The organism is Murdochiella massiliensis (assembly GCF_900059565.1).
GTDB lineage: Bacteria > Bacillota > Clostridia > Tissierellales > Peptoniphilaceae > Murdochiella > Murdochiella massiliensis.
Genome location: NZ_FIZW01000002.1, coordinates 82,326 through 108,722 on the forward strand (window position 1 = coordinate 82,326; position 26,397 = coordinate 108,722).

The window sequence follows — 26,397 nt, forward strand, 5'->3', positions numbered from 1 at the left end:
CCTTTTTTTGTTGTTGGCGTGTTGATCCGGCAAAACGATTGCGGGAAGATATTCGATTATTCGGAATGGAGGCGTGTATGACAAAAATCATTATCGATGCGCTGGGTGCGGATGCCGGCCCCAAAATGGTGGCTTCGGCCATTAAGTTGGCACTAAGCAAACGTGCGTTTTCATGCGTAGTTGTCGGCCCGTCTTCCGTTCTCTCTCCGGCAATAGGTGAGCTTAAACAGGCGGAAATTGTCGACACCAACACGTTCATTTCCAATGACGAATCCCCTGTTTTTGCTATTCGTCGGAAAAAACAGTCCAGTTTGGTGCTTGCCTTTTCTCGTCTCAATGCTGACGGCGATGTGTTACTTTCCGCCGGCAGTACCGGGGCACTTCTGGCCGGCGGCTATTTCTTAACCAAGCGTATTGAAGGCATGGAGCGGATGTGTCTGGTGCCAACGATTCCGCATATGAACGGTGGAATTTTGCTTGCCGATGCAGGCGCCACCATGGACACGACTCCGGCGATGCTCTTGCAGTTTGCGGAGATCAGCGCGGCCTATGCGAAACGGGCGCTCGGAAAAAGCGAGGTCAAAGTGGGACTGCTTAACGTCGGGCAGGAGGCGGAAAAGGGCGATAAACGCGCGATTGAAACGCATCGTCTGCTTGAGGAGAGTGAGCTTACATTTATAGGTAATGTGGAAGCGCGGGATATCCTTTTTGCGGATTGTGATGTGCTGGTTGCGGACGGATTTGCTGGCAATATCGCCTTAAAATCAATGGAAGGCATGGCAAAATTCGCCCTGCAGACGTTGAAAGATGTGCTTTATACCAATACAAAAACAAAACTTGGCGCGCTGCTAATTAAAAAGGACTTGAAACAGGCATTCGGCTCCATGGACTATCGTGCGCACGGCGGAGCACCGCTGCTTGGCGCGCGCAAACCGATTTATAAGGCGCATGGAAATTCAAACGCATCAACCTTTGCGCTCGCTATTGAGGAAGCACTGGACTTTGCAGAAAGCGGCGTCATTGAGGATGTAGCCCATCGGTTTGGCGGAAGTCATCCTGCTGAGGAGGAAAGCCATGCCGAAGGCTGATTGGGAAGAATTTCAGGAGCGCTTAGGATATCGCTTTACGCAACCCGCTTTATTGCGAAAGGCGATGATTCATCGTTCTCTGCTCAATGAACAGCCGGACGAAACCTTGGAAAGCAATGAGCGGCTGGAATTTTTGGGCGATGCTGTGTTGGAACTCATTACGACGGATCATTTTTTCCGTCGTTTTCCTCATGATCCGGAGGGGGAACTCTCGCGTAAACGGGCATTGGCGGTCTGTGAGGCCTCTTTTGCCAAAATTGGTCGCGAGATTGGATTGGACTCCCTCTTACAGCTCGGTCACGGAGAGGAAATGCAGGGCGGCAGGCAAAAGCCGTCGCTTCTGGCCGATGCATTTGAAGCCCTTTGTGGCGCCATTTATCTTGATGGCGGAATGGATTTTTTAACGCCGTGGTTTGTCGGAAAGTTGGAAGCTATGCACGAAAAGCTGGAAGCGTCCAGCGTCGATACGGATGCAAAATCGGCTCTTCATCGCTATGTTTTACGTCAAGGCCTTTCCCAAAACTACGTATTGCTGGAAGAAAGCGGCCCTTCACATCAGCGCACATTTCGTGTTGCGGTGGAAATCGATGGAAAACGCATTGCGGAAGGATCGGGAAAGAGCAAGAAGCGTGCTGAGGCACAAGCGGCACATGAAGCACTTTTACGTTTAACCAAGAATAACCGTTCCTAACGGAACGACATTGTGATGCAGAACGATCACGCGATAAGAGAAACACGAGAGAAACGATGAAGACGAGGTTGGCACAGTGCGACTGAAAAGTTTGGAACTTTATGGATTCAAATCCTTTGCCGAAAAAACGACATTACAATTTCATGATGATTTCGTTGCCGTTGTCGGCCCGAACGGATCCGGAAAATCCAATCTGTCGGATGCGGTACGGTGGGTGCTGGGTGAGCAATCCGCCAAGGCGCTTCGCGGAAGTCGCATGGAAGATGTCATTTTTAACGGCACGGATAAAAAAGCGCCCATGAACCTGGCGCAGGTGGTGCTGGTTTTTGACAACACCGATGGCGAAATTCCTCTTCCGTATGATGAAGTCAGCGTCGCCCGAAAAGTCTATCGCAATGGCGAAGGTCAGTATTTTATCAACTCTCAACAGGTGCGCCGCAAAGATGTTCACGAACTGTTTCTGAACACCGGCGTGGGAAAAGAAGGCTATTCCATTATCGGCCAGGGGCGCATTGACGAGATTCTCAGCACACGAAGCGAAGATCGGCGCAGTGTCTTCGAAGAAGCCGCCGGCATTGCCGGATACAAATACAAAAAAACGGAATCGCAGCAACGCTTGGATCGCACGGAACAGCAGCTTGAAACCGTGCATCAGGATATTCATATCAAAGAGCAGGAAGCACGTCTGATGAAACGGCAGGCGGAAAATGCTAAAGCCGGTCGACGTCTGATGCAGGAATTGGATCAGCATGAGCTTTCCCTGCTAAAAGCACAGCAGGATGCGGCGGATGTGCGCATTGCGCAGATCGATGCGGACATCGTCCTTCATACCGATGAGCTCGATGCGTTGCAAAAACAAAATGAACAACTTGACGAGCAGCTTCATCCCTATGAAGCTTTTCTTCAGGAGTGGGAAACCAAGCGCAGTGCCCTGCTTGCGGAAAAAGAACGACGGGAACGCGATATTCAGCAGGAAGAGACCCGGAGAAGTGTTGCGCAGGAAAAAATCCAGTTTTATCGTCAGGATCTTGCACGCCTGGATAGTGAAGGAAATGCGGCAACGGCCAATGCACAGGTGTTGCAGGAAAAAATCCGGGATGAAGAAAAAGAAGAAGCGCGATTAACAAAGGCGCTTGCCGAAGTGGAACAGGCTATCGATGCACTTTCCGGCGATCGGAAAACAACGAGTGATGAGCTGTCGCAGGAGCGTCTGCGTGCGGAAGAAGAGGTACGTCGTCTGCAGGAAGCGCTTTCGGTTTTACGCTATCGGCGAGAAGAAGCGGAAAAAGCGCGAGAAGAGCTGCAGAAAAAGCAAAAGGAACAAACGGCCGTTACCGAAGCGCTGGATACGGCAGTGGCGACGTTAACCAAAGAAAAAAGCGAACAAGAAGCGCTTCTGCAGGAACGACTGCAGGCACAAACAGAGACGCGACAAACCCTAAGCGCCTGTGAAGAAGATGTAAGGCAACTGCTAAGCGATGCCGACCGCCTTGCCGAAAGCAAGCGAACGGGAGAAGCGGAACGCGCAGGCATCGCTTCACAAGAAAAAATGCTTCGTGCGCTCATGCAACAATACGAAGGTTATCAGCGCTCCGTGCAGAATCTGCTGAAGATTGCTGATCGGGAAGAGAACGTAAAGGCACATCTCATCGGCCCCTTAGCGGATCTCATTCAGGTCGAAAAGGGCTATGAGACCGCAGTGGAGGTGGCTCTCGGCGGTGCGTTACAAAATGTGGTCGTGGAAAGCGAACAGGATGCCAAAGCCCTGATTGCGCTACTAAAAGAGCGTAAACTCGGGCGCGTGACGTTTCTTCCGCTGGATCGTATTGAAGGATCCGATCCGGTGATTTCCAAAGCAAAAGAGGCACTTTGTAACGGAACGCAGGCGGTGCATTATGATGCACGTCTGGAAGAGATTGTTTCCCATTTCTTGGGACGAACCACTTTCGTGGAGACGATCGACGATGCAATTCGTGTTTCCCATCGCGATAAGGAGCGAAATCGCGTTATTTCATTGGAAGGTGATGTGGTTAATACTTGGGGATCTATGGTGGGCGGCATTATGCATCACCGCAATGCCGCGTCATTGATCAACCGCGACAAAGAATTGCACACTCTGCAGGAACGCCTTGTGGAGGAGGAAAAACGTCTTCAGGAAGTGGAAGAATCCTGGAAAACGACACAGTCGAAACGGGAAGCGGCCATGGCAAAACGAGAAGCTCTTCTTCATCGTCTGCAGGAAGAACAGGAAGAGGAGCGCACTCTGCGCGATGCCCTGGAAGACTTGCGCATGAGCCTTGCTGCGAAACAACGTGAACAGCAGGAGGCAAAGCGGCTCTTTGCGCAAAGCCCGACTACACTTCCGGAAGAGTTTGACGAAGAAGAAACTACGCTGAAAGCAGAGGAAGAAAAAGCACTGTCGCTTCTTCAATCGTTGCAGAAGCGAGAAGAAGAAGAGCGAAAGTCAATCCAGGGAAAAGAAAAAGAGGAAGCGGTACTTCGTAATCAACGCGATTACTTCACAAAGGATCTTTCTGCACTGCAGATAAGGATTAAAGAAAACCGAGAAAAGGCCAAGGCGCTTGCCCAAGAAAATGCCATCCGAGAAGAACAGAAAGAAGAAGCGCGACGCATATTGGAAAGCAGCCGAAAGCAGATTGAAGAAGGCGAAGCGAAGCAAAAGCGCGACAGGGAAGCGAGTGAAGCCGATCAACAGCAATGGGAAGCACTGGAAAGAGAATATCAGTTGCAGCATGAGCAGGCGGAAAAACGCATGCAACAGCGACAAGTGACCTCCGATCGTCTGCAGGAAGAGAAGAATCAGCTTTTCCGTCTGGAGATGGAAAAAGAACAAAAAGAAGCGCAGCGTAAACAATGGCTTGAGGATTATCGTATTCAATACGATCTCAGCGAAGAAATGGTGCAAGAGCGCCTGAAAAATTTGGTGCCGGTGGAAACATCTCGCCAGCAGGTTCGCGAAATTCGGGAAAAGCTCTCCAAAATCGGCTATTTCAATGTGGAATCCATTGAACAATATCAGGAAATGAAGGAAGAACTGGATTTTCTGAAGCAGCAGATGACGGATTTGAGCAAATCGCGAAAAGATATCCTGGAACTCATCCGCGAACTGGATGAAACCATGGAGAACCTGTTTACAGACAGCTTCCGACGAATGAACGAAGAATACAACCGTATTTTTCAACTGCTCTTTCATGGTGGCCAAGCGCATCTTCGTTTGGATGGGGATGATGTGCTCACTTGCGGCGTGGAAATTGAAGCACAGCCGCCGGGAAAGAAACTGCAGAGTCTAAATCTGTTATCCGGCGGAGAACGTTCGATGACGGCGCTCGCCCTGCTATTTGCTATTTTCTCCATTCATCCGACGCCGTTTTGTATATTGGATGAAATCGATGCATCGTTGGATGAGGCGAATATCGGACGTTATGTCGAATATCTGCAAAGCATTTGTCACGAAACGCAGTTTATTGTTATTACGCATCGCAAGTCGACGATGCAGTTGGCGGAAACACTCTATGGGGTGACCATGCAGGATGGACTTTCCCGGATCGTTTCTCTCCGTTTTACGGATTTTGAAGAGGAAGCGGAAGAACGACAGGACAGCGAATAGCTGTTGTGAAAGTACAGATAAAGCGGAGGGAACATGGGATTTTTCGATTTTTTGAAAGAAGGCTTAAAAAAAACGCGAGACAGCCTTGGCGGTGCGCTGGACAATCTGTTTAACGGCCGTGCCACCATTGATGATGAACTTTTTGATGAAATTGAAGAGGCACTGGTATCCGCAGATATGGGTTTTGAGACGTCGATGAACGTCATTGATACCTTACGCGAGGTGGTAGCGGAGGAGCATATTCGCGATCCCCAACAAGTCCGCCTTCGTCTCGTGGAAATACTGAAGGAAAAACTGTTGGCCTCCAATTTGCACACCGCACTGCAGGAAGAAGCTGGACGTCCCATGGTCATTCTCGTTATCGGCGTCAACGGTGTGGGCAAGACGACCACGATCGGCAAACTCGCCGCCTATCTCAAGGGACAGGGAAAATCCGTTCTGCTGGCCGCAGCCGACACATTCCGTGCCGCAGCGATCGATCAGCTGGAAGAATGGTCGAATCGTGCAGGAGTGGGCATCGTGCGTAGGGAAGAAGGCGCGGATCCGGCCTCCGTGGTGTTTGACGGTATTCATGCAGCAAAGGCGCGCGGCGTGGATGTGCTCATCTGTGATACAGCAGGCCGTCTGCACAATAAAAAGAACCTCATGCAGGAACTGGAAAAAATCTATCGCATTCTCTCTCGCGAATACGAGCAGGCGACATTGGAAACGTTGCTGGTTCTTGATGCGACGACGGGACAAAATGCGATTCAGCAGGCGCGTGCCTTTAACGAAGTGACGAACATTACCGGTTTGGTGCTGACGAAATTGGACGGGACGGCGAAAGGCGGAGTAGTTTTTCCTCTGCAGCTTGAGGTTAAGGTGCCGGTTAAGTTCATTGGTGTGGGGGAACAGATGGAGGATCTTCGACCCTTTGATGCGGAAGCCTTTGTTGATGCTATTTTTTCCTGAGCATGATGGCAAAGCTTCTGTGATCGCTTTTTCCACTCGGAATATTTCAAAAAAGAAACGGCATTCCCTTCCTCTGTCAAACAAAAAAGCTTGACAGAGGAAGGGAATACGCATAGAATAGCACTGTTCCTGTGGAGCGGTGCTATTTTTGTGAGGATGTCATGGAAGAAACGGTACAGATCGGCTTGTTGTATGAAGTGTACGGTTTTATGCTGACCGAAACGCAGCGTGCGCTGTGTGAAGCCTATTATTATGATGATCTTTCCCTTTCGGAGATTGCCGAATGGCGAAAGATTTCAAAACAGGCGGTATCGATACAGTTATCAAGGGCAGTAGAGAAGATGAACCTTTTCGAGTCCCACCTTGGCCTTTTAGAGACCGAACAGTGCGCAAAAGAAACACTGCCGCTATTAGCACATGCCGTAGAGTCCTTACCGGAAGAGGAAGCTCTTCCCGCCCGTCGGGCGCTAAAACGCCTGTCGGCTTCGCTTTCAAGAACACGTGATGTGAAGGATACCCACTTGCCGCACACACCAGAGCGGGAGCGATGAGAAAACCGATCCTTCCGCAGAGAGGAGGAGACCATGTTTGACAATTTAGCCGAACGCCTCCAAGCGACGTTTTCTCGCCTGACGAGAAAAGGAAAACTGGATCAAAAAGATGTTGATCAGGCTATGCGCGAAATACGTCTGGCGCTTCTGGAAGCGGATGTCAACTACAAAGTCGTGAAAGAGTTCGTTGCGCAGGTCAAAGAGCGTGCTGTCGGCGAAAATGTGATGAAATCACTTACACCGGGACAGATGGTGATCAAGATTGTCCGCGAAGAGCTGGTTGCGCTGATGTCCGATGATGATATGGCCTTGCGCAGTGCGCCAAAGGCACCGACCGTTATCATGATGTGCGGTCTCCAGGGCTCCGGAAAAACGACGCATGCAGCCAAACTGGCCAACTGGTATCAGAAAAAACAGCGTCGACCGATGCTCGTCGCCTGCGATGTCTATCGTCCGGCAGCCATTAAACAGTTGCAGGTGGTGGGAGAACAGGTTAAAACACCGGTATTTTCCTTAGGCGCGGACGCGGATCCGGTAGAGATTGCAAAACGCGCCTACGACGAAGCGGTGCGCACAGGGCATGATCCGCTGATCATCGATACCGCCGGACGCTTACAGATTGACGAAGAGCTGATGCGGGAATTACAACGCATCAAAGAGACAGTGCCTGTCACGGAAACCTTGCTCGTCGTCGATGCCATGACCGGTCAAGAGGCCGTAAATGTCGCCAAGACATTCAACGAAGCCGTGGACATTACCGGTGTGGTACTTTCCAAATTGGACGGTGACGCGCGCGGAGGCGCAGCGCTTTCGGTACGCGCGGTAACCCATAAGCCGATTAAACTCATCGGCACGGGAGAAAAACTGGATCAGATTGAGGAATTTCATCCCGATCGCCTGGTCAGCCGCATTCTCGGTATGGGCGATGTGCTCACGCTCATCGAAAAAGCCGAATCGGCGTTGGACCGGGAAAAAGCCAAAGAGTTGGAAGAGAAAATGCGTTCTCAGAAATATGATCTGAACGATTTTCGCGAACAACTCCGACAGATGCAGAACATGGGTCCGCTTGAGGATCTGCTCAAGCTCATCCCGGGCATGAATGCCCAACAGATGGCCGGCGTAAATATTGATGATAAGCAGATTAAGCGTCTGGAAGCAATTCTTTCCTCGATGACCGACGAGGAAAGACGCAAACCGGACATCATCTCCAATTCCCGCCGTGCACGCATCGCAAAAGGATCGGGTACGGACCCGGTCATGGTCAACCGCCTTCTTAAACAGTTTAAGGATTCCAAGAAGCTGATGAAGAAAATGGAACAGGTTAAGAAGGGCAAAAAACGCTTCAATTCCCTATTCAAAAATCCGTTTCAGTAATAGCGAGTTGAATATTGAACACATGAGGAGGAAAGAATGGCAGTTAAAATCAGAATGAAACGTTTAGGCGCGAAAAAGGCACCGTTTTATCGTATCGTCGTGGCGGATTCCCGTCGCGCACGGAACGGCCGCTTTATCGAAGAGATCGGTTTCTACAACCCCGTCTCGGAACCGCGCATGTTTCGGGTGGATGCCGACAAAGTAAAAGCTTGGATTGCCAATGGCGCACAGCCGTCGGACACCATTAAACGCCTGTTCCGTGAATACGGCGTAATGGAGGCGGAAGGCGTTGTCGCTTCAGGACTTTCGACGGAGCGCAAGCCAAAGGCGAAAGTGGTTGATTTTGCCGACACCAAGAAGGAAACGGCGGAGGAAAAGCAAGAAGCGGTGAACGAACCGGCTTCCGAAGAGGAAGAAGTGAAGGCCGAAGACGAAACTGCCGAGGCCTGAGATGAAAGAACTGCTATATACCATGGCAAAGGGGCTGGTGGATCACCCCGAAGAGCTCACGATTCGTGAGGATGCAAATGACGGCGTAGTTACGCTTTCGCTTCATGTTCATCCCGATGATATGGGCAAGGTGATCGGCAAGCAGGGGCGCATCGCCAATTCCATGCGTCAGGTGCTAAAAGCCTGTGCCATCAAAGAAAACGTCAAAGTCAATTTGGATATTGATTCATGAAGAGCGGCCTGATCGTTCTCGCCGAAGTGCTGCGCATACGAGGTCTATCCGGAGAAATTAAAGTTCGGATGGCGGATGATCGCAAGGATCGATTTCCGGAGGGAAGCACGCTGATGAGCGCATCCGGAAGAACGCTTACCGTTACGCGCTATCGCGCGCAAGGTCAATTCGGCTATCTGCAGTTTGCAGAAATCACCTCAGCGCAGGAAGCGCAGGAGCTGGTTGGGGAAACCCTGCTCGTTACGGAAGAAAGTCTTCCCGAGCCGGCGAAAGATCATTATTACGTCAAGGATCTTCTCGGTATGCAGGTTTCTCGTGAGGACGGATCACTTCTGGGCGTTTTACAAGAAGTGATTGAAAATCCCGCACAGGATCTTTACCGGATTCGGACGGAAGAAGGAAAAGATATTCTTCTTCCCGCAGTAAAGTCGTTCATCCGCGAGGTGGATGTGAAGCATCACTGTATGCGTGTTGCACTGATCGAGGGAATGGAATGAAGATCGATATCTTGACCCTTTTTCCGGAACTCTTCGACCTTCTCCGTGCATACGGGGTAATCGGCCGAGCATTGGAAAGCGGGATTCTCACCTTAAAGACGCATCAGATTCGCGATTATGCCAAAGATCGGCATAAAAGCGTAGATGACACCGTTTTTGGCGGAGCCGCGGGTATGTTGATGAAACCGGATGTTCTTTACGATGCACTTGATGCCGTGCGAACGCCTGCATCACACGTGGTGTTTTTGAGTCCGCAGGGAAGCGTACTCAATCAAGATAAAGCACGTGCCCTTGCGCAATATGATCATCTTGTGCTGCTTTGCGGTCACTATGAAGGCATCGACGCCCGCATTACGAACTATTATGTGGACGAGGAAATCTCCATCGGTGATTATGTCTTAACCGGGGGAGAACTGCCGGCCATGGTGCTGGTGGATACAGTGGTGCGCTGGGTGGATGACGTTCTCGGAAATCCCGAGAGTGCAGCAAGCGACTCCCACGCCAATCTTTTGCTTCAATATGATGAATACACCAAACCGCGCAATTTTCGCGGTCACGAAGTACCCGACGTGTTGCTCAACGGGAATCATCAGGCGATCGCTGCATGGCGAAACGAAAATGCGTTGTACAACACGAAACGAAAACGACCGGATCTTTACGAACGCTATCTTCGGGAATCCGGGGATGAAGGAGGAATCGATGGATTACATTAAACAACTGGAACAGGCACAAGCGAAGACGGATCTGCCCGCGTTTCGCGTCGGCGATACCGTACGCGTACACTATCGTATCACGGAAGGCAGCCGCGAGCGTATTCAGGTTTTTGAAGGAACGGTGATTCAGCGTGAAGGCGGAAGCACGAATGAAACCTTTACCGTACGTCGTCTGAGTTATGGCGTAGGCGTAGAGCGTGTGTTCCTAGTCCATTCTCCGCGAGTGGAAAAAATTGAAGTTACCCGTAAAGGTAAGGTTCGCCGCGCGAAACTCAATTACCTGCGCACACGCGTGGGCAAGGCGGCCAAGGTCAAAGAAAAGACCAACTATTAATTGTTTACGAGCTCGCTGGCCGCTACGGTTCAGCGAGCTTTTTTTGGAGGTACGATGAGTATCAACTGGTATCCCGGCCACATGAAAAAAGCCACGGATGAGATTCGTGACAAGCTTTCTCTGGTCGATCTGTGCTGTGAAATTCGTGACGCTCGCATTCCGTTTTCCAGTGCGAACGAAGCGTTATACCGCATCACGGCAAAGAAGAAGCACATCATTTTATTGAATAAAAAAGACATGGCTGATGCCAAAGAGACAGAAAAATGGATTCAGGCATTGCGTCAAAAAGGGCAGACCGCCATGGCCATTAACGCTGTGCATGATCGTCCCGCAAAAGCGTTATATGATTGCGCAGCCGATTTGCTTGCAGAAGAACAGAACAAGAGAAAAGAACAATTGCGCATCAATCGGGAAATTCGTTTGTTGGTTTATGGCATTCCCAATTCCGGAAAATCCACATTTATCAACGCGATGAGCGGGAAGCGTTCTGCGGCGGTAGGTGATCGTCCGGGTTTTACCAAAAATCAGCAATGGATAAAAACGGATGCCGACCTTCTGTTGTTGGATACGCCGGGCATTTTGCCGAAAAAGCTGACGGAACGTCAGGCGCTTCATCTTGCCTTCACCGGAGCGATTCGAGACGATATTCTTCCCTTACAGGATGTCGGCTATGCGCTTTTGGATTTGCTCATGAAACGCGCTCCGGAAGCGGTGATTTCTCGTTATTCTTTGTCGGAAGAGTCCGGACGAAAAACAATTGATACGATGGAAAAAATTGCACGCTATACCGGCTCGCTTTTGCGCGGAGGAGAAGTGGACTATACGCGAACGGCCGCTATTCTTCTGGATGATTTTCGAAAACTTCGTTTCGGAAAACTTACGCTGGAGAAGGCGCCTGTCGAGCTCATAAATGAGGAGTAGCCGATGAGAGACACTTGGACCGAAGAGGAACTAAATGCGCTTCACATGCGAATAGAGGAAACACCTCTGGTATGTGGAATCGATGAAGTGGGACGTGGGCCACTGGCGGGACCGGTGGTTGCCTGTGCTATAATCATGCCGCACGGGGAAAAAATCAACGGCGTTAGAGACTCCAAAAAGCTGTCCGAAAAAAAGAGAGAACAGCTTTATGACGAAATTCTTGACCGTTGCATTGCTTGGGGAATCGGACAAAGCGATGAACGAGTGATTGATACGATCAACATTCGTCAAGCTACCCTAAAAGCGATGCGTGAGGCACTTCTTTCATTAAAAACGAAAGAAGGAGAACACGTGGTGCCTGATCTGGTTCTCGTCGACGCGGAACACATTGAAACCGATGTGGAGCAGATCAGCGTTATCCATGGTGATGATCGTATTTATGCCATCAGCTGTGCCTCCATTGTGGCCAAGGTGAGTCGTGACCGCATGATGCGCGCCTACGGTGTCCAATATCCCGAATACGGTTTTGCTTCACATAAGGGATACGGCACGAAAGCGCATTATGACGCCATTCGCCAATTCGGTCTGTTGCCCATTCATCGCCGAAGCTTTCTACATGGAAAGGATCGGTATGAAAAAAACGTCAACTTCCCCATGTCGTCCTCGAACGAAGCCTACGAGTCAACGTCGAACGGAAAGGATGACAACTAAGCGTCCCGCGGCGTCCGTGCGTTGCGAAAAGAAACAAGCGGCGTATCGCAGTGGACGAGAGGCGGAAGACGCGGTGGCTCGTTTATATGTTTCTCTTGGATACCGGATTCTACAGCACAACTTTCGCGGCCGTCATGGAGAGATTGATCTGATCGCCACCAAAGGAAGCGAACTGCACTTTATTGAGGTGAAAGCGCGAAGCGACGTGCGTTATGCGGCTCCGCAAGAAGCGGTTTCCGCCTGGAAGCGACGTCGACTTCGCTTAACTGCCTTGTCGTATTTGTTTCGTCATCCCCATTTTTCCGATTTGTATTATGTTTTTGATATCGCAGAAGTCCATCTCCATCGCGGAACCATTCACCTCTTGCGCAATGCCTTTCCGGCGGAGGAGGAATCATGGACGGAATAGCGGCTATGGAAGCAATGAAGAAATCCCCTTCATGCATGGGGCGGAATCAATTACTGTACATGGCGTTATCCGGTCTATCGTCGTCCCAGATCAGCGCTCTTCTTTGCGGCGCAGAATCACTGGAACGAAAAAGCGGCACAGTGTATCGCAACGATATTCTTTTGCCGCATCCCGAGGAAACGCCGAGGATGAAGCGCTGGTACGAGTATGAAAAGAAAGGCTATTGGGCGCTTACACTTTTTGATGACGCGTATCCCGATAAACTCCGTGAAATTGAGCCGGTACCGTATGTGCTCTTCGGTAGAGGCGATTCTTCCGTTCTCACGGGCTTCAGCATTGCGGTGATCGGCAGTCGAAAGCCGAGTGCATATGGCGTTTCCTGCACGGAGCTCTTCGCGGAAGGATTGGCTCGAGAAGGTGTGGTCATCCTTTCTGGGCTAGCCTATGGTATTGACAGCTTAGCCCATCGTGCGGCATTGCGTGCTTCCTGTCCGACCGTGGCAATATTGGGAAGCGGTATCGATCGTATTTATCCGCCTTCCCATCGTTCTCTTGCCGAAGAGATTGTTCGCAAAGGATGCGTGCTGTCGGAATATCCTCCCGGTGAAAGAGCGCTTCCGTATCATTTTGTACACCGCAATCGCCTAATCTCCGGGATTTCCGACGGCGTGCTGGTGATTGAGGCCAATCGTCGTTCCGGCACGATGATTACCGTCAATTGTGCTTGCGAGCAGGGAAAAAATGTCTTCTGCGTTCCCGGAAATATACACCAAAAACGGAGTGAGGGAACCAATGAGCAGATTCGACGCGGAGCAACGCTGGTGACGGGTATCGACGATATTTTAAGTGCCTATGAATGGAAACCGCGTTCACTTACGGAAGCGAAAAAAGCGAAAGAGGCATTGACAGCGATGGAAAAGGCTATATATGATATCCTTCGATTGGCGCCTCGCGGAGCGGATGAACTTTCGCACCTTGTTCCGCTCACCGTTTCCGATCTCTGGATTTGTTTGACGTCTCTGGAGATGAAGGGGAAAATTCAGCGCCGCAGCGATGGGAAATTTGCAACACAGTAGCGGGAAGGGTTTACATGACCAAAAATTTAATTATCGTCGAGTCGCCGACCAAAACAAAGACGATCTCTAAAATTCTCGGCAAAAATTATAAAGTGATGGCTTCCAAAGGTCATCTTCGCGATCTGCCGAAAAGTCAGTTCGGCGTCGATATTGAAAATCAATTTGAGCCGAAATACATTAATGTACGCGGTAAAGCTTCCACGATCAATGAATTGAAACGCGAGAGCAAAAAAGCCGACAACATCTATCTTGCCACTGACCCCGATCGCGAGGGGGAAGCCATTTCCTGGCATTTAGCACAACTGTTGGGCTTGGATCCGGAAAAAGCCAATCGGGTAAGTTTTCATGAAATTACTCCACAGGGAGTAAAAGAGGGAATGGCGCATCCACGCACAATCGATATGGATTTGGTTAATTCGCAACAGGCACGTCGTATCATGGACCGCATTGTAGGCTATCAGATCTCGCCGATACTGTGGAAAAAAGTGCAGGGTGGTCTTTCTGCGGGACGTGTACAATCGGTTGCACTGAAGCTCATCGTTGAACGGGAAAGGGAAATTCAGGCTTTTGTTCCAAAAGAATACTGGAGCATTCATGCGCATCATCGTGAGGATCGCATTTCGTTTTCCTCAGAATTGGTCGGTCGCCGGCAAGGCGAAAAGACGCACAAGATTTCTTTACCGGATGAGGCGGCGGCCGATGCTCTGGTCTCTTCTCTGACCTCGCCTTTTACGGTAGAAAAAGTCGGCAAGCGTAAGCGGAACAAAAAGCCGTATGCACCTTTTACCACGTCCACACTTCAGCAGGAAGCGAATCGTCGCTTGGGCTTTTCCACGTCCAAGACCATGATGGTTGCGCAACAGCTCTATGAAGGCATTTCCCTGCACGGCAAGGGACAGGTCGGATTAATTACCTATATGCGTACGGATTCGACACGTTTGGCGGACAGTTTTCTCCAACAGGCAAAAGAATATATCGCGAATACGTATGGCGAACAATATACCACTAAGGGAATCTCTTATGGCGGAAATCGCAAGGCGCAGGATGCGCATGAAGGCATTCGTCCCGCCTCGGTCAATCTTGTGCCGCAAGCCATTCATGATGATCTTTCCAATGATCAGTTTCGTTTATATGATCTCATCTGGCGTCGTGCGGTTGCTTCGCAAATGGCATCCGCGCGGTTTCTTTCGACGACGGTGGACTTGGCCTCCGGTGACTATCTTTTCCGTGTGAATGGAGTAGAGCCGAAATTTGACGGGTTCCAGGCAGTTTGGCCGGTGAATACGAAGGAAGTGCAGCTTCCGGAACTGACGGAAGGACAGAGCGTGGAGGTCAGGCGCATAGAAAAACAGCAGCACTTTACGCAACCACCTGCACGGTATACCGAGGCTTCCTTAGTGCAGACGCTGGAGAAGAACGGGATCGGTCGGCCGAGCACGTATTCGGCCATCATAAAATCCATCCTTTCCCGCGGCTATGTATCGATTGAGAAAAAACAGTTTCTTCCTACACCGTTGGGCGAAAAGGTCAATGCCTTTTTGGAAGCCAATTTTAATGAGATTATCAACGAAGGCTTTACCTCGATGATGGAGGAACGCCTAGATGATATTGCGGGCGGAAACGTCGATTGGCGAGCATTGATGAGTGAGTTCTATGCCGTCTTTTCCGAGGATCTGCAAAAAGCAAAGGAAGACGATACGGGCTATAAATTGCCGGTGGAAGAAACCGGAGAGACTTGTCCGCAATGCGGCGGAAAGTTGATCATTAAACACGGACGAAACGGAGATTTTATCGGCTGTGCGAATTTTCCAAACTGCACATACACCAAAAGTATTGTGAAAACCACGGGCGTCACCTGTCCGAAATGTGGTAAAGGAGAGCTGGTGGAAAAGATCTCCAAACGCGGAAAGGTATTTTATAGCTGTAATCAGTATCCCGCTTGCGACTTTGCGACGTGGGATCCGCCGACCGGTGAAAAATGTCCTCTTTGTGGCGACCTTCTTTTGCATCGCAAAAATCGACATGAAGATCACATATATTGTCATAACGAAGAGTGCCCCAATCACGGATAAGCAGAAGAAAACGTGATTTTTCAGCGCTTCGGCATTGCGAAGAACGCGTCGGTATTGTATACTTGATCGGAATGTCACACGCGGATTGAATATCCTTGAGCAGTGTGCCAATTTTTGGTTGCGCAGGATTTGAGGTCGGCGGAGGAAAAAACACAGGAGGAATGTATGTCTGTAGTAAGTATGAAAAGCTTGTTGGAGGCGGGTGTTCATTTTGGCCACCAAACGCGCCGTTGGAACCCGAAAATGAAACCGTATATTTTTACGGAACGCAACGGAATTCACATTATTGATTTGTCCAAGACCGTGGGTCTCATTGAAGAAGCCTACAATAAGGTGCGTGAAGTCGCTGCCGATGGCGGAAAAATCCTCTTTGTCGGTACGAAGAAGCAAGCGCAAGACACGGTTGAAGAGCAGGCAAAACGCGCCAATATGTATTATGTGAACCAGCGCTGGCTGGGCGGCATGCTCACCAACTATCAGACCATTAAAAAGAGTATCGAGCGCCTGGAAAAGCTCAATGCCATGGCGGAAGACGGTACCTTTGATCTTTTGCCGAAAAAAGAAGTGGCGGAACTGCAGCATGAGGCTGAGCGATTAGATCGCTTCCTCGGCGGCATTAAAGATATGAACGGCCTTCCGGATCTTATGTACGTTGTGGATCCCAAAAAGGAAGCCATCGCCATTAATGAAGCGAAAAAACTGCACATTCCTGTCGTCGCGATTCTGGATACTAATGCAGATCCGGATGAAGTGGATTATCCCATTCCCGGAAACGACGATGCGATTCGTTCGGTCAAACTGATCACATCGATCATGGCCGAAGCCGTTATTGAAGGTCGCCAGGGCGAGCAGATGGAAGACGACAGCGAAAAGAGCGAGACAGCGGTGACGGAAGAAGCGACGGAAAAAGACGAAGCAACCGAAGATGAGTCGGAGGCCGTTGAAGAAGAAGCCGCAGACGAGGAATAAGGGGGACACAATGGAAATTAAAGCAGCACAAGTGAAAGAATTGCGCGACTTAACCGGCGTGGGCATGATGGAAGCCAAGAAGGCTTTGCAGGAAGCACAGGGCGATAAAGAAAAAGCCATCACCATCCTTCGCGAAAAGGGAGAAGCTAAGTCGCTGAAGAAGAGCAGCCGTATTGCGGCGGAAGGCATGATCGGCTCCTATGTGCATCAGGGGCGAATCGGCGTGTTGACGGAAGTCAATACCGAAACGGATTTTGCCGCCAAGAATGCGGATTTCCAGGAATTCGTCAAATACGTCTGCATGCAGGTGGCGTCGATGAACCCGAAATATGTTCGTCGTGAAGATGTGCCTGAAGAAGAAGTGGCACACGAGCGCGAAATTTTGGTTCAGCAGGCAATGAATGAAAGTCCTGCGAATATGCCGGAAGACAAGAAAAAGTTCGTCGCCGAGAAAAAAGTCGAAGGTCGCATGAACAAATTCTTTGAAGAGATCTGCCTCATGGACATGAAACACATTCTTCATACAGATAAAACGGTGGAACAGGTTCGTCAGGAACTGGTCAGCAAGATTGGCGAGAACATTGTTGTACGTCGTTTCGTTCGTTATGAAGTCGGTGAAGGCCTGGAAAAGAGACAGGACAATTTCGCGGAAGAAGTCGCGAAACAAGCCGGAATGTAAGAGAAACACGAAAGAGCGAAGGGAGCTTTCTCTTCGCTCTTTTTTTATGCACAGGAGCATTTGAAAAACGTTCTCATCCCATGTAGAATTGATAACAGACGGAGGTGACTATGCTGAACTACAAGAGGATCGTATTAAAGCTGAGCGGCGAGGCGCTCGCCGGAGAAGCGCACAATGGCCTCGATGACGCTACAGTCGATCGTATCTGCGCTGCGGTTAAGGGCGTACACGATCTCGGCTTTGAAATCGCCATCGTGGTTGGAGGCGGAAACTTCTGGCGCGGGCGCAGTTCCGGGTCCATCGAGCGTGCACAGTCTGATCACATGGGTATGCTTGGCACGGTAATCAACGCCTTGCGTGTCCAGGCGGCGCTTGAGGCTATCGGTGTTGAAACGCGTGTCCAGACGGCGATCCAAATGCAGGAAGTCGCCGAGCCGTATATTCGGCGGCGTGCGATGCGTCATATTGAAAAGGGACGCATCGTTATATTTGCGGCAGGTACCGGTCTTCCGTACTTTTCCACCGATACGACGGCAGCGCTTCGCGCTTGTGAAATTGACGCGGACTGTATTCTGATCGGAAAAAAGGGAACGGACGGTGTCTACGACAAAGACCCCAACCGTTATGACGATGCCGTCAAATTCGACCATCTGACCTATGATGAAGTTTTGCAAAGACGTCTTGCGGTTATGGATTCTACGGCAACATCCTTGGCTATGGAAAATGAAATGCCCATTATCGTGTTTGGTATTGACGAACCGGAAAATATGGTGCGCGTGGCTAAGGGCGAATCAATTGGAACGATTATCGCCGGTTAAAAAAGGAGAAGAGCATGTATCAGCAGAGCGAATATAAAAAAGATATGGAAAAAGCGGTCGTTGCGTTTCGTGAAGACTTATCCAAGATTCGAGCCGGCCGAGCAAATCCGCGAATTTTAGATGACATCACGTTTGAATGCTACGGTGCACCGACACCGCTTGCGCACGCAGCTACCATCGCCGTTCCTGAAGCGCGTATGATTACGATTCAGCCTTGGGACAGCAAAAATATTCCGCTTATTGAAAAGGCGATTTTGGCATCGGATATCGGAATTACACCGAGCAATGACGGCAAGATGATCCGCCTTCCATTTCCACCGTTGACGGAAGAACGTCGTAAAGACCTTGTCAAGGAAATGAACAAGCGTTTGGAGCAGGCGCGCGTGTCGGTTCGCAACGTTCGTCGTGAAGGTATGGATGCCATTGCCAAGGCAGAGAAGGAAAAAGAATTTTCGGAAGACGAACGTCATACCGAAGAACAGGATCTGCAAAAACTGACGGATCAGTTCATCAAGGAACTGGACGAGATCGGAAAAGAAAAAGAAAAAGAATTAATGGAAATCTAATTTTCCTATGGCGACTCAGACGCCGAAGAGAAGGGAAACGGCATGACGGAAACGCCAAAACATGTTGCCATTATTCTGGATGGCAACGGAAGGTGGGCAACTGCTCGCGGATGGGAACGAACCGCAGGCCATGAGGCAGGCGCGGAAAACATGGTCTCGATCGCACGCTATGCGCAAGAGGTGGGCGTCGAGGTGTTAAGTCTCTATGTCTTCTCGACGGAGAACTGGAAGCGTTCAGATCAAGAGGTCGGCGCATTGATGCGTCTTTTGGTGCGCTTTTTTCAGGTATATATTGACGAATTTATGCAGCGTCATGTTCGTCTTCGGATCATGGGGGACATACGTCGGTTGCCCTTTGCTACGCGTCAGAGCGTTCAGATGGCGTTAAAACGCACGGAGAATAATGACGGGGTCATTTTAAATATCGGTTTGAATTATGGCGGTCGTGATGAAATTGTCCGTGCCGTACGTCGAGCGATGGATGAAGGCATTTCGATGGAAGAATTTGATACGGAGACTATTGATAGACACCTGGATACCGCCGATCTTCCGCCGGTAGATCTGCTCATTCGTACAGGTGGGGAGAAACGCCTGTCCAATTTTATGCTATGGCAGCTTGCCTATACGGAATTTTACTTTACGGATACGCTTTGGCCGGACTTCCATCCGGCTGATTTGGATGAAGCGATTCGCTGGTTCAATGCCCGCAACAGACGGTTCGGAGGTGTCTGATGAAGAGCTTTAGGGAACGATTCTTAATTGGCGCGATTCTCTTATTGGTCACGCTGGGAGTCATTCTGTCGCGCTCGACAGGATTACTTTTTTTCTTTGTGCTGTTGCTAAGTTCTTTGGAAATTTTAGAGTTGTTTTCCTGTCTGGATCCGGAAAACAAAGGACGAAACCGTGTAATCACCCTCGTCGGCAATGCGTTTTTTCAGCTCTTTGCTTTTTTGCGCTTGCAGGAACTTTTAGTAGCCGGGTCCGTCTGCTTTTTTATGTTCCTTTTTATTCTTTCGGTGGTTCACCCTTATCGCGAGTTTGAAGACCTGTTTTTGACGCTGTTCGTCGTAATCTACATCTCGTTTTTCAGTGCGTTCGCTCTGCTTTTTCCGGCCAATATGCCCAATGGTCTGCTCTTAGTGATCTGTGTTTCCTGGGGAACGGATACCATGGCCTATTTGAGTGGCTATTGCTTCGGAAAAACGCCTCTGACGACGATCAGTCCGAAGAAAACGAGGGAAGGCGCTATCGGAGGCTTATTGGGTGCTGTTTTGCTGGCGCTCATCTTTCGTCCGCTGTTTTTTACAGCGCTCACGGCGCGACAACTGGTTATTATCGCTGCAGTTGGTTCGATCGCATCGCAGTTGGGCGACTTATTCGCTTCACGATTGAAGCGTAAAATGAATATCAAAGATTTTGGAACGTTGCTTAAGGCGCATGGCGGCATCATGGATCGCTTTGATTCGGTGCAGTTCGCTTTACCGATTGTTTGGTTGATGGTGCGCTTTGTTACGAAATATTGAGGAGTTTCTATGACGATTATCCTTGCCTTATTGGTATTTTTAATCGTGATCGTTTTTCATGAATTGGGCCATTTTTCTGTTGCCAAATGGGTTGGCATTCACGTGCAAGAGTTTTCCGTCGGCATGGGGCCGGCACTTTGGCAAAAAGAGAAAGGAGAGACGACCTATTCTCTTCGTGCCCTTCCTCTTGGCGGATACTGCGCCATGGAGGGGGAAGACGAAGCATCGGATGACGAGGCGAGCTTTACTCATGCAAAGCCGGGTCAGCGCTTTTTGACCATCTTGGCCGGTCCGCTGATGAATTTGGTTATCGCCTATCTTTGCTTCATGCTTTTTTTGGGCGTTCAAGGCATTGCTATTCCCGTAGTGGAGAGTTTTCCGCCACATTCTCCCGCCGAACAGGCCGGTATGATGATAGGCGATCGCATTACGGCCGTTAATGGTGATAACGTGCAAACGTCGAATGATTTGGTTGATTTGCTACAACGTCACGGAGAATACGCCAAGACGGTACAGGTGAGTGTATTGCGTGACAATGTTTCCAAGACCATCGCTGTGCAACCGGAGACAGAACAGGGAAAAGTAGTGCTTGGTATTACCATGCAGCGCAAGAGTGATTTTCTTAGGGCGTTCGGTGCGGCCTGGTCCATGTTATGGGACACGTTTTTCTCTCTGTTTTCCATTCTTCATCGCCTCTTTACCGGTGCACTTTCGATCAATACACTTTCCGGCCCCATCGGCGTAGTCAGTATGATCGGTCAGGCGGCGCAGGAGGGCTTTTCTCAGCTTCTGTTTTTCACCGGCTATATTTCTTTGAACTTGGCCCTTTTTAATCTGTTGCCGATTCCGGCTCTGGACGGGTTTACGCTTTGGCTGATCGTTCTGGAAAAACTGCGGGGGAAGCCGCTCAGTATGAAGGTGGAAAACGGCATTAAGATTGCCGGATTTGCGCTCTTGATCGGCTTGATTCTATTTGTTTCGTTTAAGGATATTCTTCGTCTGTTGTGATCGCTGTCTCAAAGATAATCGTTGTAAACAGTGATGAGACGCCGAAATTATTCGTGGAATCGATTATAAACAGAAGGGAAATCACATGCGTGTAAAAACAAAACAGATTTTTGTGGGGAATGTGCCTGTTGGCGGAGATGCGCCGATAAGCGTGCAATCGATGACCAATACCGACACCAAGGATGTTGAGGCTACTGTTGCGCAAATTTTGGCCTTTGAAGAAGCCGGATGCGCCATTTCGCGCAGTGCCGTCAATTCACTGGCGGATGCAAAGGCAATCCCGGAAATAAAAGAACACACGCATATACCTTTTGTTGCCGACATTCAATTTGATTATCGTTTAGCACTTTATGCCGTCGAATACGGCTGTGATTGCCTTCGCATCAACCCGGGAAATATCGGGGACGATGACAAGGTAGAGAAAGTGGTAAAGGCCTGTAAAGTAAAAAATATCCCGATTCGTATCGGCGTTAACTCAGGATCAGTCCACCAGGCCATGATTGAAAAATATCACGGGGTGAATGTCGAATCCTTGGTTTATAGCGCACTGGAAGAAGTTCGCCGTGTGGAGCAATTCGGTTACGATCAAATAAAAGTTTCCATCAAATCGAGCGATGTACGGACGATGACTGATGCTAATGCACTGTTCGCCACGCTTTCCGACTATCCTTTACACATTGGCGTCACGGAAGCCGGCCCGCTCTATACCGGAACGGTCAAGTCTGCCATGGGAATCGGTGCGCTTCTGCTGCGCGGCATCGGCGATACGATTCGCGTTTCGCTCACCGGTGATCCTGTGGAGGAAGTACGATTGGGGATCGAGATCTTGAAGGTTCTCGGTCTGCGACAGGAAGGGGTGGAGCTTATCTCCTGTCCGACCTGCGCACGAACGAAGATCGACTTGCTTTCGCTGGTGTCGCAGGCGGAAAAAGCGTTGGCCGCGCAACATAAAAATTTACGCGTCGCCATTATGGGTTGTCCGGTAAATGGCCCCGGAGAGGCAAGAGAAGCGGATATCGGGATTGCAGGGAACAACGGAAGCGGCGTAATTTTTAAAAAAGGAAAGGTGATACGCCAGGTGCCGGAAGAGCACCTTTTAAAAGCCTTGCTGGATGAAATAGAACAGATGGAGAATTGAAATGCAATTATATGCTCTATTGAATTGTTCGGACGGGCCGGAGGAGCGTTTTGCGGATTATTCGCTGCACGAAGTGCGGTATGATCCGAATACTTCTCTGGCGCGTTTTCTTTTTCTCGGTGAAACGCCTTCCGCAGATGAGGTAGAAGCCATTTCTCTTGCCTTGTCAAAACGTTATCGGACAAGAGTTGAAGTGAGCTGGAAAAAGGAAGAACAACCGTCACCATCCATACATCTCCTTTACGATGAACCGGTTCGCATGTCCGGAAGAAGAAATATGCAGGAGAAGAAAGATACGCCTGCATTGCAATTCGGTCGCTTTGCCAAAAAGGAAGATCTAATCCCTTTAGCGAATGTTACCCAGAGTGCAAAAAAAATTATGACGCAGGGAACGGTGCAAAATGTGGAAGAAATTCCCACAAAATCCGGCAGCATCATTTTTCGCTATGATCTGTTTTCCCGAGATGGCGGTGCACTCAGCGGAAAATATTTCTCGAAGGAAAAAGAAGCGGACAGCGTTCGTGCTGTGTTCTCTAAGGGCAATTTCGTCTGTGTTCGTGGACAGCTGCAGTTTGACAGCTATGCGAACCAGCTTCTGTTTATGACCAACGGCGGTCGCCCGGCCCCGGAAGAGCCGATGACGGATCCGGCGGCGGAGAAGCGCGTAGAGTGCGCAGTGCATACCCAAATGAGCATGATGGAAGGAACCATCGACGCGGAGAATTTGGTGAAAAGGCTTAAGGCCTGGGGACACACCGCGGTAGGCATTACGGATGTGGGCTCTCTTCAAGCGTATCCGCTGATCGCTAAAGCGGTTAAAGGGACAGATATCAAAGTTCTCTATGGCGTGCAGACCAAGCTTCTGGATGATGATTTGGAAATTCTTTCCAATCCCTATCATGTTTCACTTCCGGATGAACCGAAAGCCTTTACCGTCTTCGACCTTGAAACGACCGGCTTTTCGCGTTATAGCGAAGCCATTATCGAAATCGGTGCTGTTCGCTATGAGGAAGGACAAAAGGTAGACGAGTTTTCCGCTTTTGTAAATCCCCAGCGATCCATTCCGGAGCGCATTACCGAGCTGACTTCCATCACGGATGCGATGGTGGCAGGTGCGCCGACGATTGAAGATGTCCTTCCACGCTTTTTGGAATTTGCGAAAGACAGTATTTGGGTAGCGCACAATGCCCGTTTTGATGTGGGATTCATCCGGGAAAATGCCAAACGATTAGGCCTTTCCGTAGAGCCTGTTTGGATGGACACGTTATGGCTTGCGCGCGGTTTGCATCCGGAATTTAAAAATCACAAATTGGACACCATAACAAAAGAATTGCACGTGCCGCAATTTCATCATCATCGCGCCATTGACGACGCGACCGCAACCGGCGCGGCTTTTCTTCGCCTGTGGGAAGAATGGAAGGAGCTTTGCATTCCGCTTTCGGAAATCAATCGTACACCTTCTTCTTTTCCGCTTTCCCGACATCGTGAATCGGAACTTTTGGTGTATTGTCCAAAGCATAGCGGCATCAAAAACTTGTATGAGCTCATCTCTTTCGCCAATATTGATTACTTTGACTATGGACGTCCCGGTCTTCCCGAAAAACTATTGCGGGAAAAGAAAGAAGGTCTTCTCATCGCTTCCGGACTTATCGGCTCGAAACTGTTTGAAGCGATTGCGGAAGATATGCCGGAGGACTACATTCGATCCTTAGCTAAGGATGTGGATGTGTTTGTGGTGCAACCGCCTTCGTTCACGCCAACGGCCATGCGCCATGAACTGGTTGCGAATGAAGCCCATATGCAGCGCATTATCCGTCGTCTCCTCGCTCTGGGTAAGAGCGAACAAAAACCGGTCATCGCCATCGGCACGCCGAGTTATCTGGATCCGGGCGATCGCCTGGCACGCAATATTCTGGTCAATTACCAGCGAAATGTAGACTTTGATGAAAACGGACGTTTTCGTCTTCTCAATACGGTCGAGATGAAGAATGCCTTTTCGTTTCTTCCGCAGGAGACGGTAGAGGAAATCGTTGTGAAGGCGCCTGCGCGTTTTGCCGATTCGTTTGAATTCATCGCACCGATTCCTTCGGAAACCTATTCGCCGGAATTGGAGGGTGCGGCCGAAGAGTTGCGCACGTCCTCTTATGCCAACGCAGAAAAACGCTATGGTTCTCCGCTTCCCAAGTTGGTTAGCGCCAGACTGGAAAAAGAGTTGGACTCGATCATATCTAACGGTTACTCGTCACTTTACGTTATCGCAAGACGACTTGTGCAGAAATCTAATCGTGACGGCTATTTGGTCGGTTCGCGCGGATCGGTCGGCAGCTCTTTTGTCGCCACCATGGCGGATATCACTGAGGTAAATCCGCTGGTGCCGCATTATGTTTGTCCACACTGTCGTCACAGCGAATTCATCGAGGACGGATCGGTGGAATCCGGTTATGACTTGCCTCCAAAGAATTGTCCCCAGTGTAATACGCCGATGGAGCGTGACGGACATACCATCCCGTTTGAAGTTTTCTTAGGCTTTAACGGTGATAAGGAGCCGGATATTGATTTGAACTTTGCTGGTGTCTATATGCCCACCATTCATAAATATACCGAAGAGCTTTTTGGAGAAGGCAAGGTTTTTCGTGCCGGTACGATTTCCGGTATCCAGGAAAAAACCGCTTACGGTTTTATTCGAAAATATGTAGAACAGCCGTATGTTCCTGAGGAGGAAAAAAACTTGTCGGCGGCGCGTATTCGGGCACTGCAGCATACGATGGAAGGCACAAAACGCACGACCGGCCAGCATGCCGGGGGACTCATGATTGTGCCAAAACAGATGGATATTACCGATGTTACACCGATCCAATATCCGGCGGATGATGTGAAAAGCGATGTGCGCACAACACATTTCAGCTACAACAATCTGGATCATTGCCTGTTGAAACTGGATGAGCTGGGGCACACGAGCCCTACGATCATTCGCCAGTTGGAAGAGATGACCGGCATCAATCCGCTTACCATTCGCTTTGATGATGCCGATACGATGTCGCTTTTTCGTTCCACGGAATCCTTAAAGGCGATGCATCCCTATTCCAACAGTTCGGATGGTACGTTGGGCATTCCGGAATTTGGGACCACCTTCGTGCGTGGAATGCTGAAACAGACCATGCCGACGACTTTTGGTGAATTATGTCGCATTTCCGGCCTTTCGCACGGAACCGATGTATGGCTCAATAACGCGGAAGAACTCATTCGAAACGGCAAGACCACGCTTAGAAACGCCATTTGTACGCGTGACGATATCATGAATTACTTGATTCACATGGGGATGGACAAGTTGGAAAGCTTTAAGACCATGGAGTCCGTTCGCAAAGGCAAGGGAATTCCGGAAGGCGTCACGGAGCACATGAAGCAACACAATATTCCGGACTGGTACATTGATTCCTGTCAACGCATTAAATACATGTTTCCGAAATCGCATGCTACCGCTTATGTCATGATGAGCTATCGCATTGCCTGGTTTAAGGTGCATCAGCCGGCGGCGTTCTATGCCACCTATTTTACGCAACACCTGAGTCTGTTTTCTTCATCGTTTCTCGTGTCATCGCTGGAAGAAGCCCAAACACGCATGAAAGAATTGCAAAGTGCAAAAGAGGCGGGGGAAGCGATTGACGGCGGAAAATGGGCTTTGTGGGAAATCATTGAAGAAATGTTCGCTCGTGGCCTGACCTTTGCTGTACCAAGTCGGGAAACTTCCGATGCCACTGTCTTTCGTACGGCAGGATCAGATGCGGTGCTTCCGCCGTTAGCTGCACTGGATGATGTGTCTGAGAGCAACGCCGAATCCATCAAATCGGCGATGCAGGATGGCGAATTCCTTTCCCGCTCGGACTTTAAGCAGCGCACAAGAATTCCGCGCAGCGCGTTTCAATCGCTGGTGGACCATGGCCTCCTTAATGACCTTCCTGAAAGCAATCAGATGAGTTTTCTACCGGGATTTTAATCGC

At 49.8% G+C, this 26,397-nt stretch carries 24 protein-coding genes and 1 pseudogene; all 25 read left to right on the forward strand.

Going from position 1 to position 26,397, the window contains the following annotated elements; all coding sequences use genetic code 11:
• Positions 1 to 77: 77 nt before the first annotated feature.
• The 25 genes and pseudogenes from plsX to BN3910_RS02120 all read left to right on the forward strand — a co-directional run bounded on the left by plsX (position 78) and on the right by BN3910_RS02120 (position 26,393).
• Positions 78 to 1,088, forward strand: a complete 1,011-nt coding sequence (plsX, locus tag BN3910_RS02000) for a phosphate acyltransferase PlsX (protein ID WP_075968021.1) — start codon at positions 78 to 80, stop codon at positions 1,086 to 1,088.
• Positions 1,075 to 1,779: a ribonuclease III gene (gene rnc / locus BN3910_RS02005; protein ID WP_066923842.1), complete on the forward strand. Its 705-nt coding sequence runs from the start codon at positions 1,075 to 1,077 to the stop codon at positions 1,777 to 1,779. Before plsX ends, rnc begins: the two co-directional genes overlap by 14 nt.
• A gap of 76 nt (positions 1,780 to 1,855) precedes the next feature.
• Complete coding sequence (gene smc, locus BN3910_RS02010) at positions 1,856 to 5,407, forward strand: chromosome segregation protein SMC (RefSeq protein ID WP_066923844.1); 3,552 nt, start codon at positions 1,856 to 1,858, stop codon at positions 5,405 to 5,407.
• A 33-nt stretch (positions 5,408 to 5,440) separates the two neighbouring features.
• The gene (gene ftsY / locus BN3910_RS02015; RefSeq protein ID WP_066923846.1) at positions 5,441 to 6,358 is read left to right on the forward strand and encodes a signal recognition particle-docking protein FtsY; all 918 of its coding nucleotides are present in this window, start codon (positions 5,441 to 5,443) and stop codon (positions 6,356 to 6,358) included.
• Positions 6,359 to 6,519: 161 nt separating this feature from the next.
• Positions 6,520 to 6,909: a sigma factor-like helix-turn-helix DNA-binding protein gene (locus tag BN3910_RS02020; RefSeq protein ID WP_066923847.1), complete on the forward strand. Its 390-nt coding sequence runs from the start codon at positions 6,520 to 6,522 to the stop codon at positions 6,907 to 6,909.
• A 33-nt stretch (positions 6,910 to 6,942) separates the two neighbouring features.
• The gene (ffh, locus tag BN3910_RS02025) at positions 6,943 to 8,283 is read left to right on the forward strand and encodes a signal recognition particle protein (RefSeq protein WP_066923849.1); all 1,341 of its coding nucleotides are present in this window, start codon (positions 6,943 to 6,945) and stop codon (positions 8,281 to 8,283) included.
• Between the two features lie 36 nt (positions 8,284 to 8,319).
• A pseudogene (gene rpsP, locus BN3910_RS07960) lies at positions 8,320 to 8,568 on the forward strand (30S ribosomal protein S16); the annotation flags it as partial.
• Between the two features lie 166 nt (positions 8,569 to 8,734).
• On the forward strand, positions 8,735 to 8,965 hold the full coding sequence (locus tag BN3910_RS02035; protein WP_066923851.1) for a KH domain-containing protein: 231 nt from the start codon (positions 8,735 to 8,737) through the stop codon (positions 8,963 to 8,965).
• On the forward strand, positions 8,962 to 9,462 hold the full coding sequence (gene rimM, locus BN3910_RS02040) for a ribosome maturation factor RimM (RefSeq protein WP_066923853.1): 501 nt from the start codon (positions 8,962 to 8,964) through the stop codon (positions 9,460 to 9,462). The genes BN3910_RS02035 and rimM overlap by 4 nt, the downstream gene beginning before the upstream one ends.
• The gene (trmD, locus tag BN3910_RS02045) at positions 9,459 to 10,175 is read left to right on the forward strand and encodes a tRNA (guanosine(37)-N1)-methyltransferase TrmD (protein WP_066923855.1); all 717 of its coding nucleotides are present in this window, start codon (positions 9,459 to 9,461) and stop codon (positions 10,173 to 10,175) included. The genes rimM and trmD overlap by 4 nt, the downstream gene beginning before the upstream one ends.
• Positions 10,162 to 10,509 carry a 50S ribosomal protein L19 gene (gene rplS / locus BN3910_RS02050; RefSeq protein ID WP_066923857.1) on the forward strand — a complete coding sequence of 116 codons (348 nt, stop codon included), beginning with the start codon at positions 10,162 to 10,164 and terminating at the stop codon, positions 10,507 to 10,509. The genes trmD and rplS overlap by 14 nt, the downstream gene beginning before the upstream one ends.
• Positions 10,510 to 10,563: 54 nt before the next feature.
• Positions 10,564 to 11,430, forward strand: coding sequence for a ribosome biogenesis GTPase YlqF (ylqF, locus tag BN3910_RS02055; RefSeq protein ID WP_066923859.1), 867 nt, complete (start codon positions 10,564 to 10,566; stop codon positions 11,428 to 11,430).
• Between the two features lie 3 nt (positions 11,431 to 11,433).
• On the forward strand, positions 11,434 to 12,141 hold the full coding sequence (locus BN3910_RS02060; protein ID WP_075967972.1) for a ribonuclease HII: 708 nt from the start codon (positions 11,434 to 11,436) through the stop codon (positions 12,139 to 12,141).
• Positions 12,131 to 12,550, forward strand: coding sequence for a YraN family protein (locus tag BN3910_RS02065; protein WP_066923861.1), 420 nt, complete (start codon positions 12,131 to 12,133; stop codon positions 12,548 to 12,550). Before BN3910_RS02060 ends, BN3910_RS02065 begins: the two co-directional genes overlap by 11 nt.
• The gene (gene dprA, locus BN3910_RS02070; protein WP_066923863.1) at positions 12,538 to 13,626 is read left to right on the forward strand and encodes a DNA-processing protein DprA; all 1,089 of its coding nucleotides are present in this window, start codon (positions 12,538 to 12,540) and stop codon (positions 13,624 to 13,626) included. Before BN3910_RS02065 ends, dprA begins: the two co-directional genes overlap by 13 nt.
• 14 nt (positions 13,627 to 13,640) lie before the next feature.
• Positions 13,641 to 15,698 carry a type I DNA topoisomerase gene (gene topA, locus BN3910_RS02075; RefSeq protein ID WP_066923865.1) on the forward strand — a complete coding sequence of 686 codons (2,058 nt, stop codon included), beginning with the start codon at positions 13,641 to 13,643 and terminating at the stop codon, positions 15,696 to 15,698.
• A gap of 165 nt (positions 15,699 to 15,863) precedes the next feature.
• Positions 15,864 to 16,667 carry a 30S ribosomal protein S2 gene (gene rpsB, locus BN3910_RS02080; RefSeq protein WP_066923867.1) on the forward strand — a complete coding sequence of 268 codons (804 nt, stop codon included), beginning with the start codon at positions 15,864 to 15,866 and terminating at the stop codon, positions 16,665 to 16,667.
• A 10-nt stretch (positions 16,668 to 16,677) separates the two neighbouring features.
• Positions 16,678 to 17,346 carry a translation elongation factor Ts gene (gene tsf, locus BN3910_RS02085; protein ID WP_066923869.1) on the forward strand — a complete coding sequence of 223 codons (669 nt, stop codon included), beginning with the start codon at positions 16,678 to 16,680 and terminating at the stop codon, positions 17,344 to 17,346.
• 110 nt (positions 17,347 to 17,456) lie between these two features.
• Positions 17,457 to 18,164, forward strand: coding sequence for a UMP kinase (gene pyrH / locus BN3910_RS02090; protein ID WP_066923871.1), 708 nt, complete (start codon positions 17,457 to 17,459; stop codon positions 18,162 to 18,164).
• A gap of 14 nt (positions 18,165 to 18,178) precedes the next feature.
• The gene (gene frr / locus BN3910_RS02095) at positions 18,179 to 18,730 is read left to right on the forward strand and encodes a ribosome recycling factor (RefSeq protein ID WP_066923873.1); all 552 of its coding nucleotides are present in this window, start codon (positions 18,179 to 18,181) and stop codon (positions 18,728 to 18,730) included.
• Positions 18,731 to 18,772: 42 nt separating this feature from the next.
• Positions 18,773 to 19,462: a polyprenyl diphosphate synthase gene (uppS, locus tag BN3910_RS02100; protein WP_066923875.1), complete on the forward strand. Its 690-nt coding sequence runs from the start codon at positions 18,773 to 18,775 to the stop codon at positions 19,460 to 19,462.
• On the forward strand, positions 19,462 to 20,253 hold the full coding sequence (locus tag BN3910_RS02105) for a phosphatidate cytidylyltransferase (protein ID WP_066923877.1): 792 nt from the start codon (positions 19,462 to 19,464) through the stop codon (positions 20,251 to 20,253). The genes uppS and BN3910_RS02105 overlap by 1 nt, the downstream gene beginning before the upstream one ends.
• A 9-nt stretch (positions 20,254 to 20,262) precedes the next feature.
• Positions 20,263 to 21,261, forward strand: coding sequence for an RIP metalloprotease RseP (rseP, locus tag BN3910_RS02110; RefSeq protein ID WP_066923879.1), 999 nt, complete (start codon positions 20,263 to 20,265; stop codon positions 21,259 to 21,261).
• Between the two features lie 58 nt (positions 21,262 to 21,319).
• Entirely contained in the window at positions 21,320 to 22,399 is a 1,080-nt protein-coding gene (gene ispG / locus BN3910_RS02115; protein ID WP_262361708.1) for a flavodoxin-dependent (E)-4-hydroxy-3-methylbut-2-enyl-diphosphate synthase, read from the forward strand.
• A gap of 1 nt (position 22,400) precedes the next feature.
• Positions 22,401 to 26,393 (forward strand): PolC-type DNA polymerase III, encoded by a 3,993-nt coding sequence (locus BN3910_RS02120; RefSeq protein ID WP_066923883.1) that lies wholly within the window; start codon positions 22,401 to 22,403, stop codon positions 26,391 to 26,393.
• Positions 26,394 to 26,397: the final 4 nt, after the last annotated feature.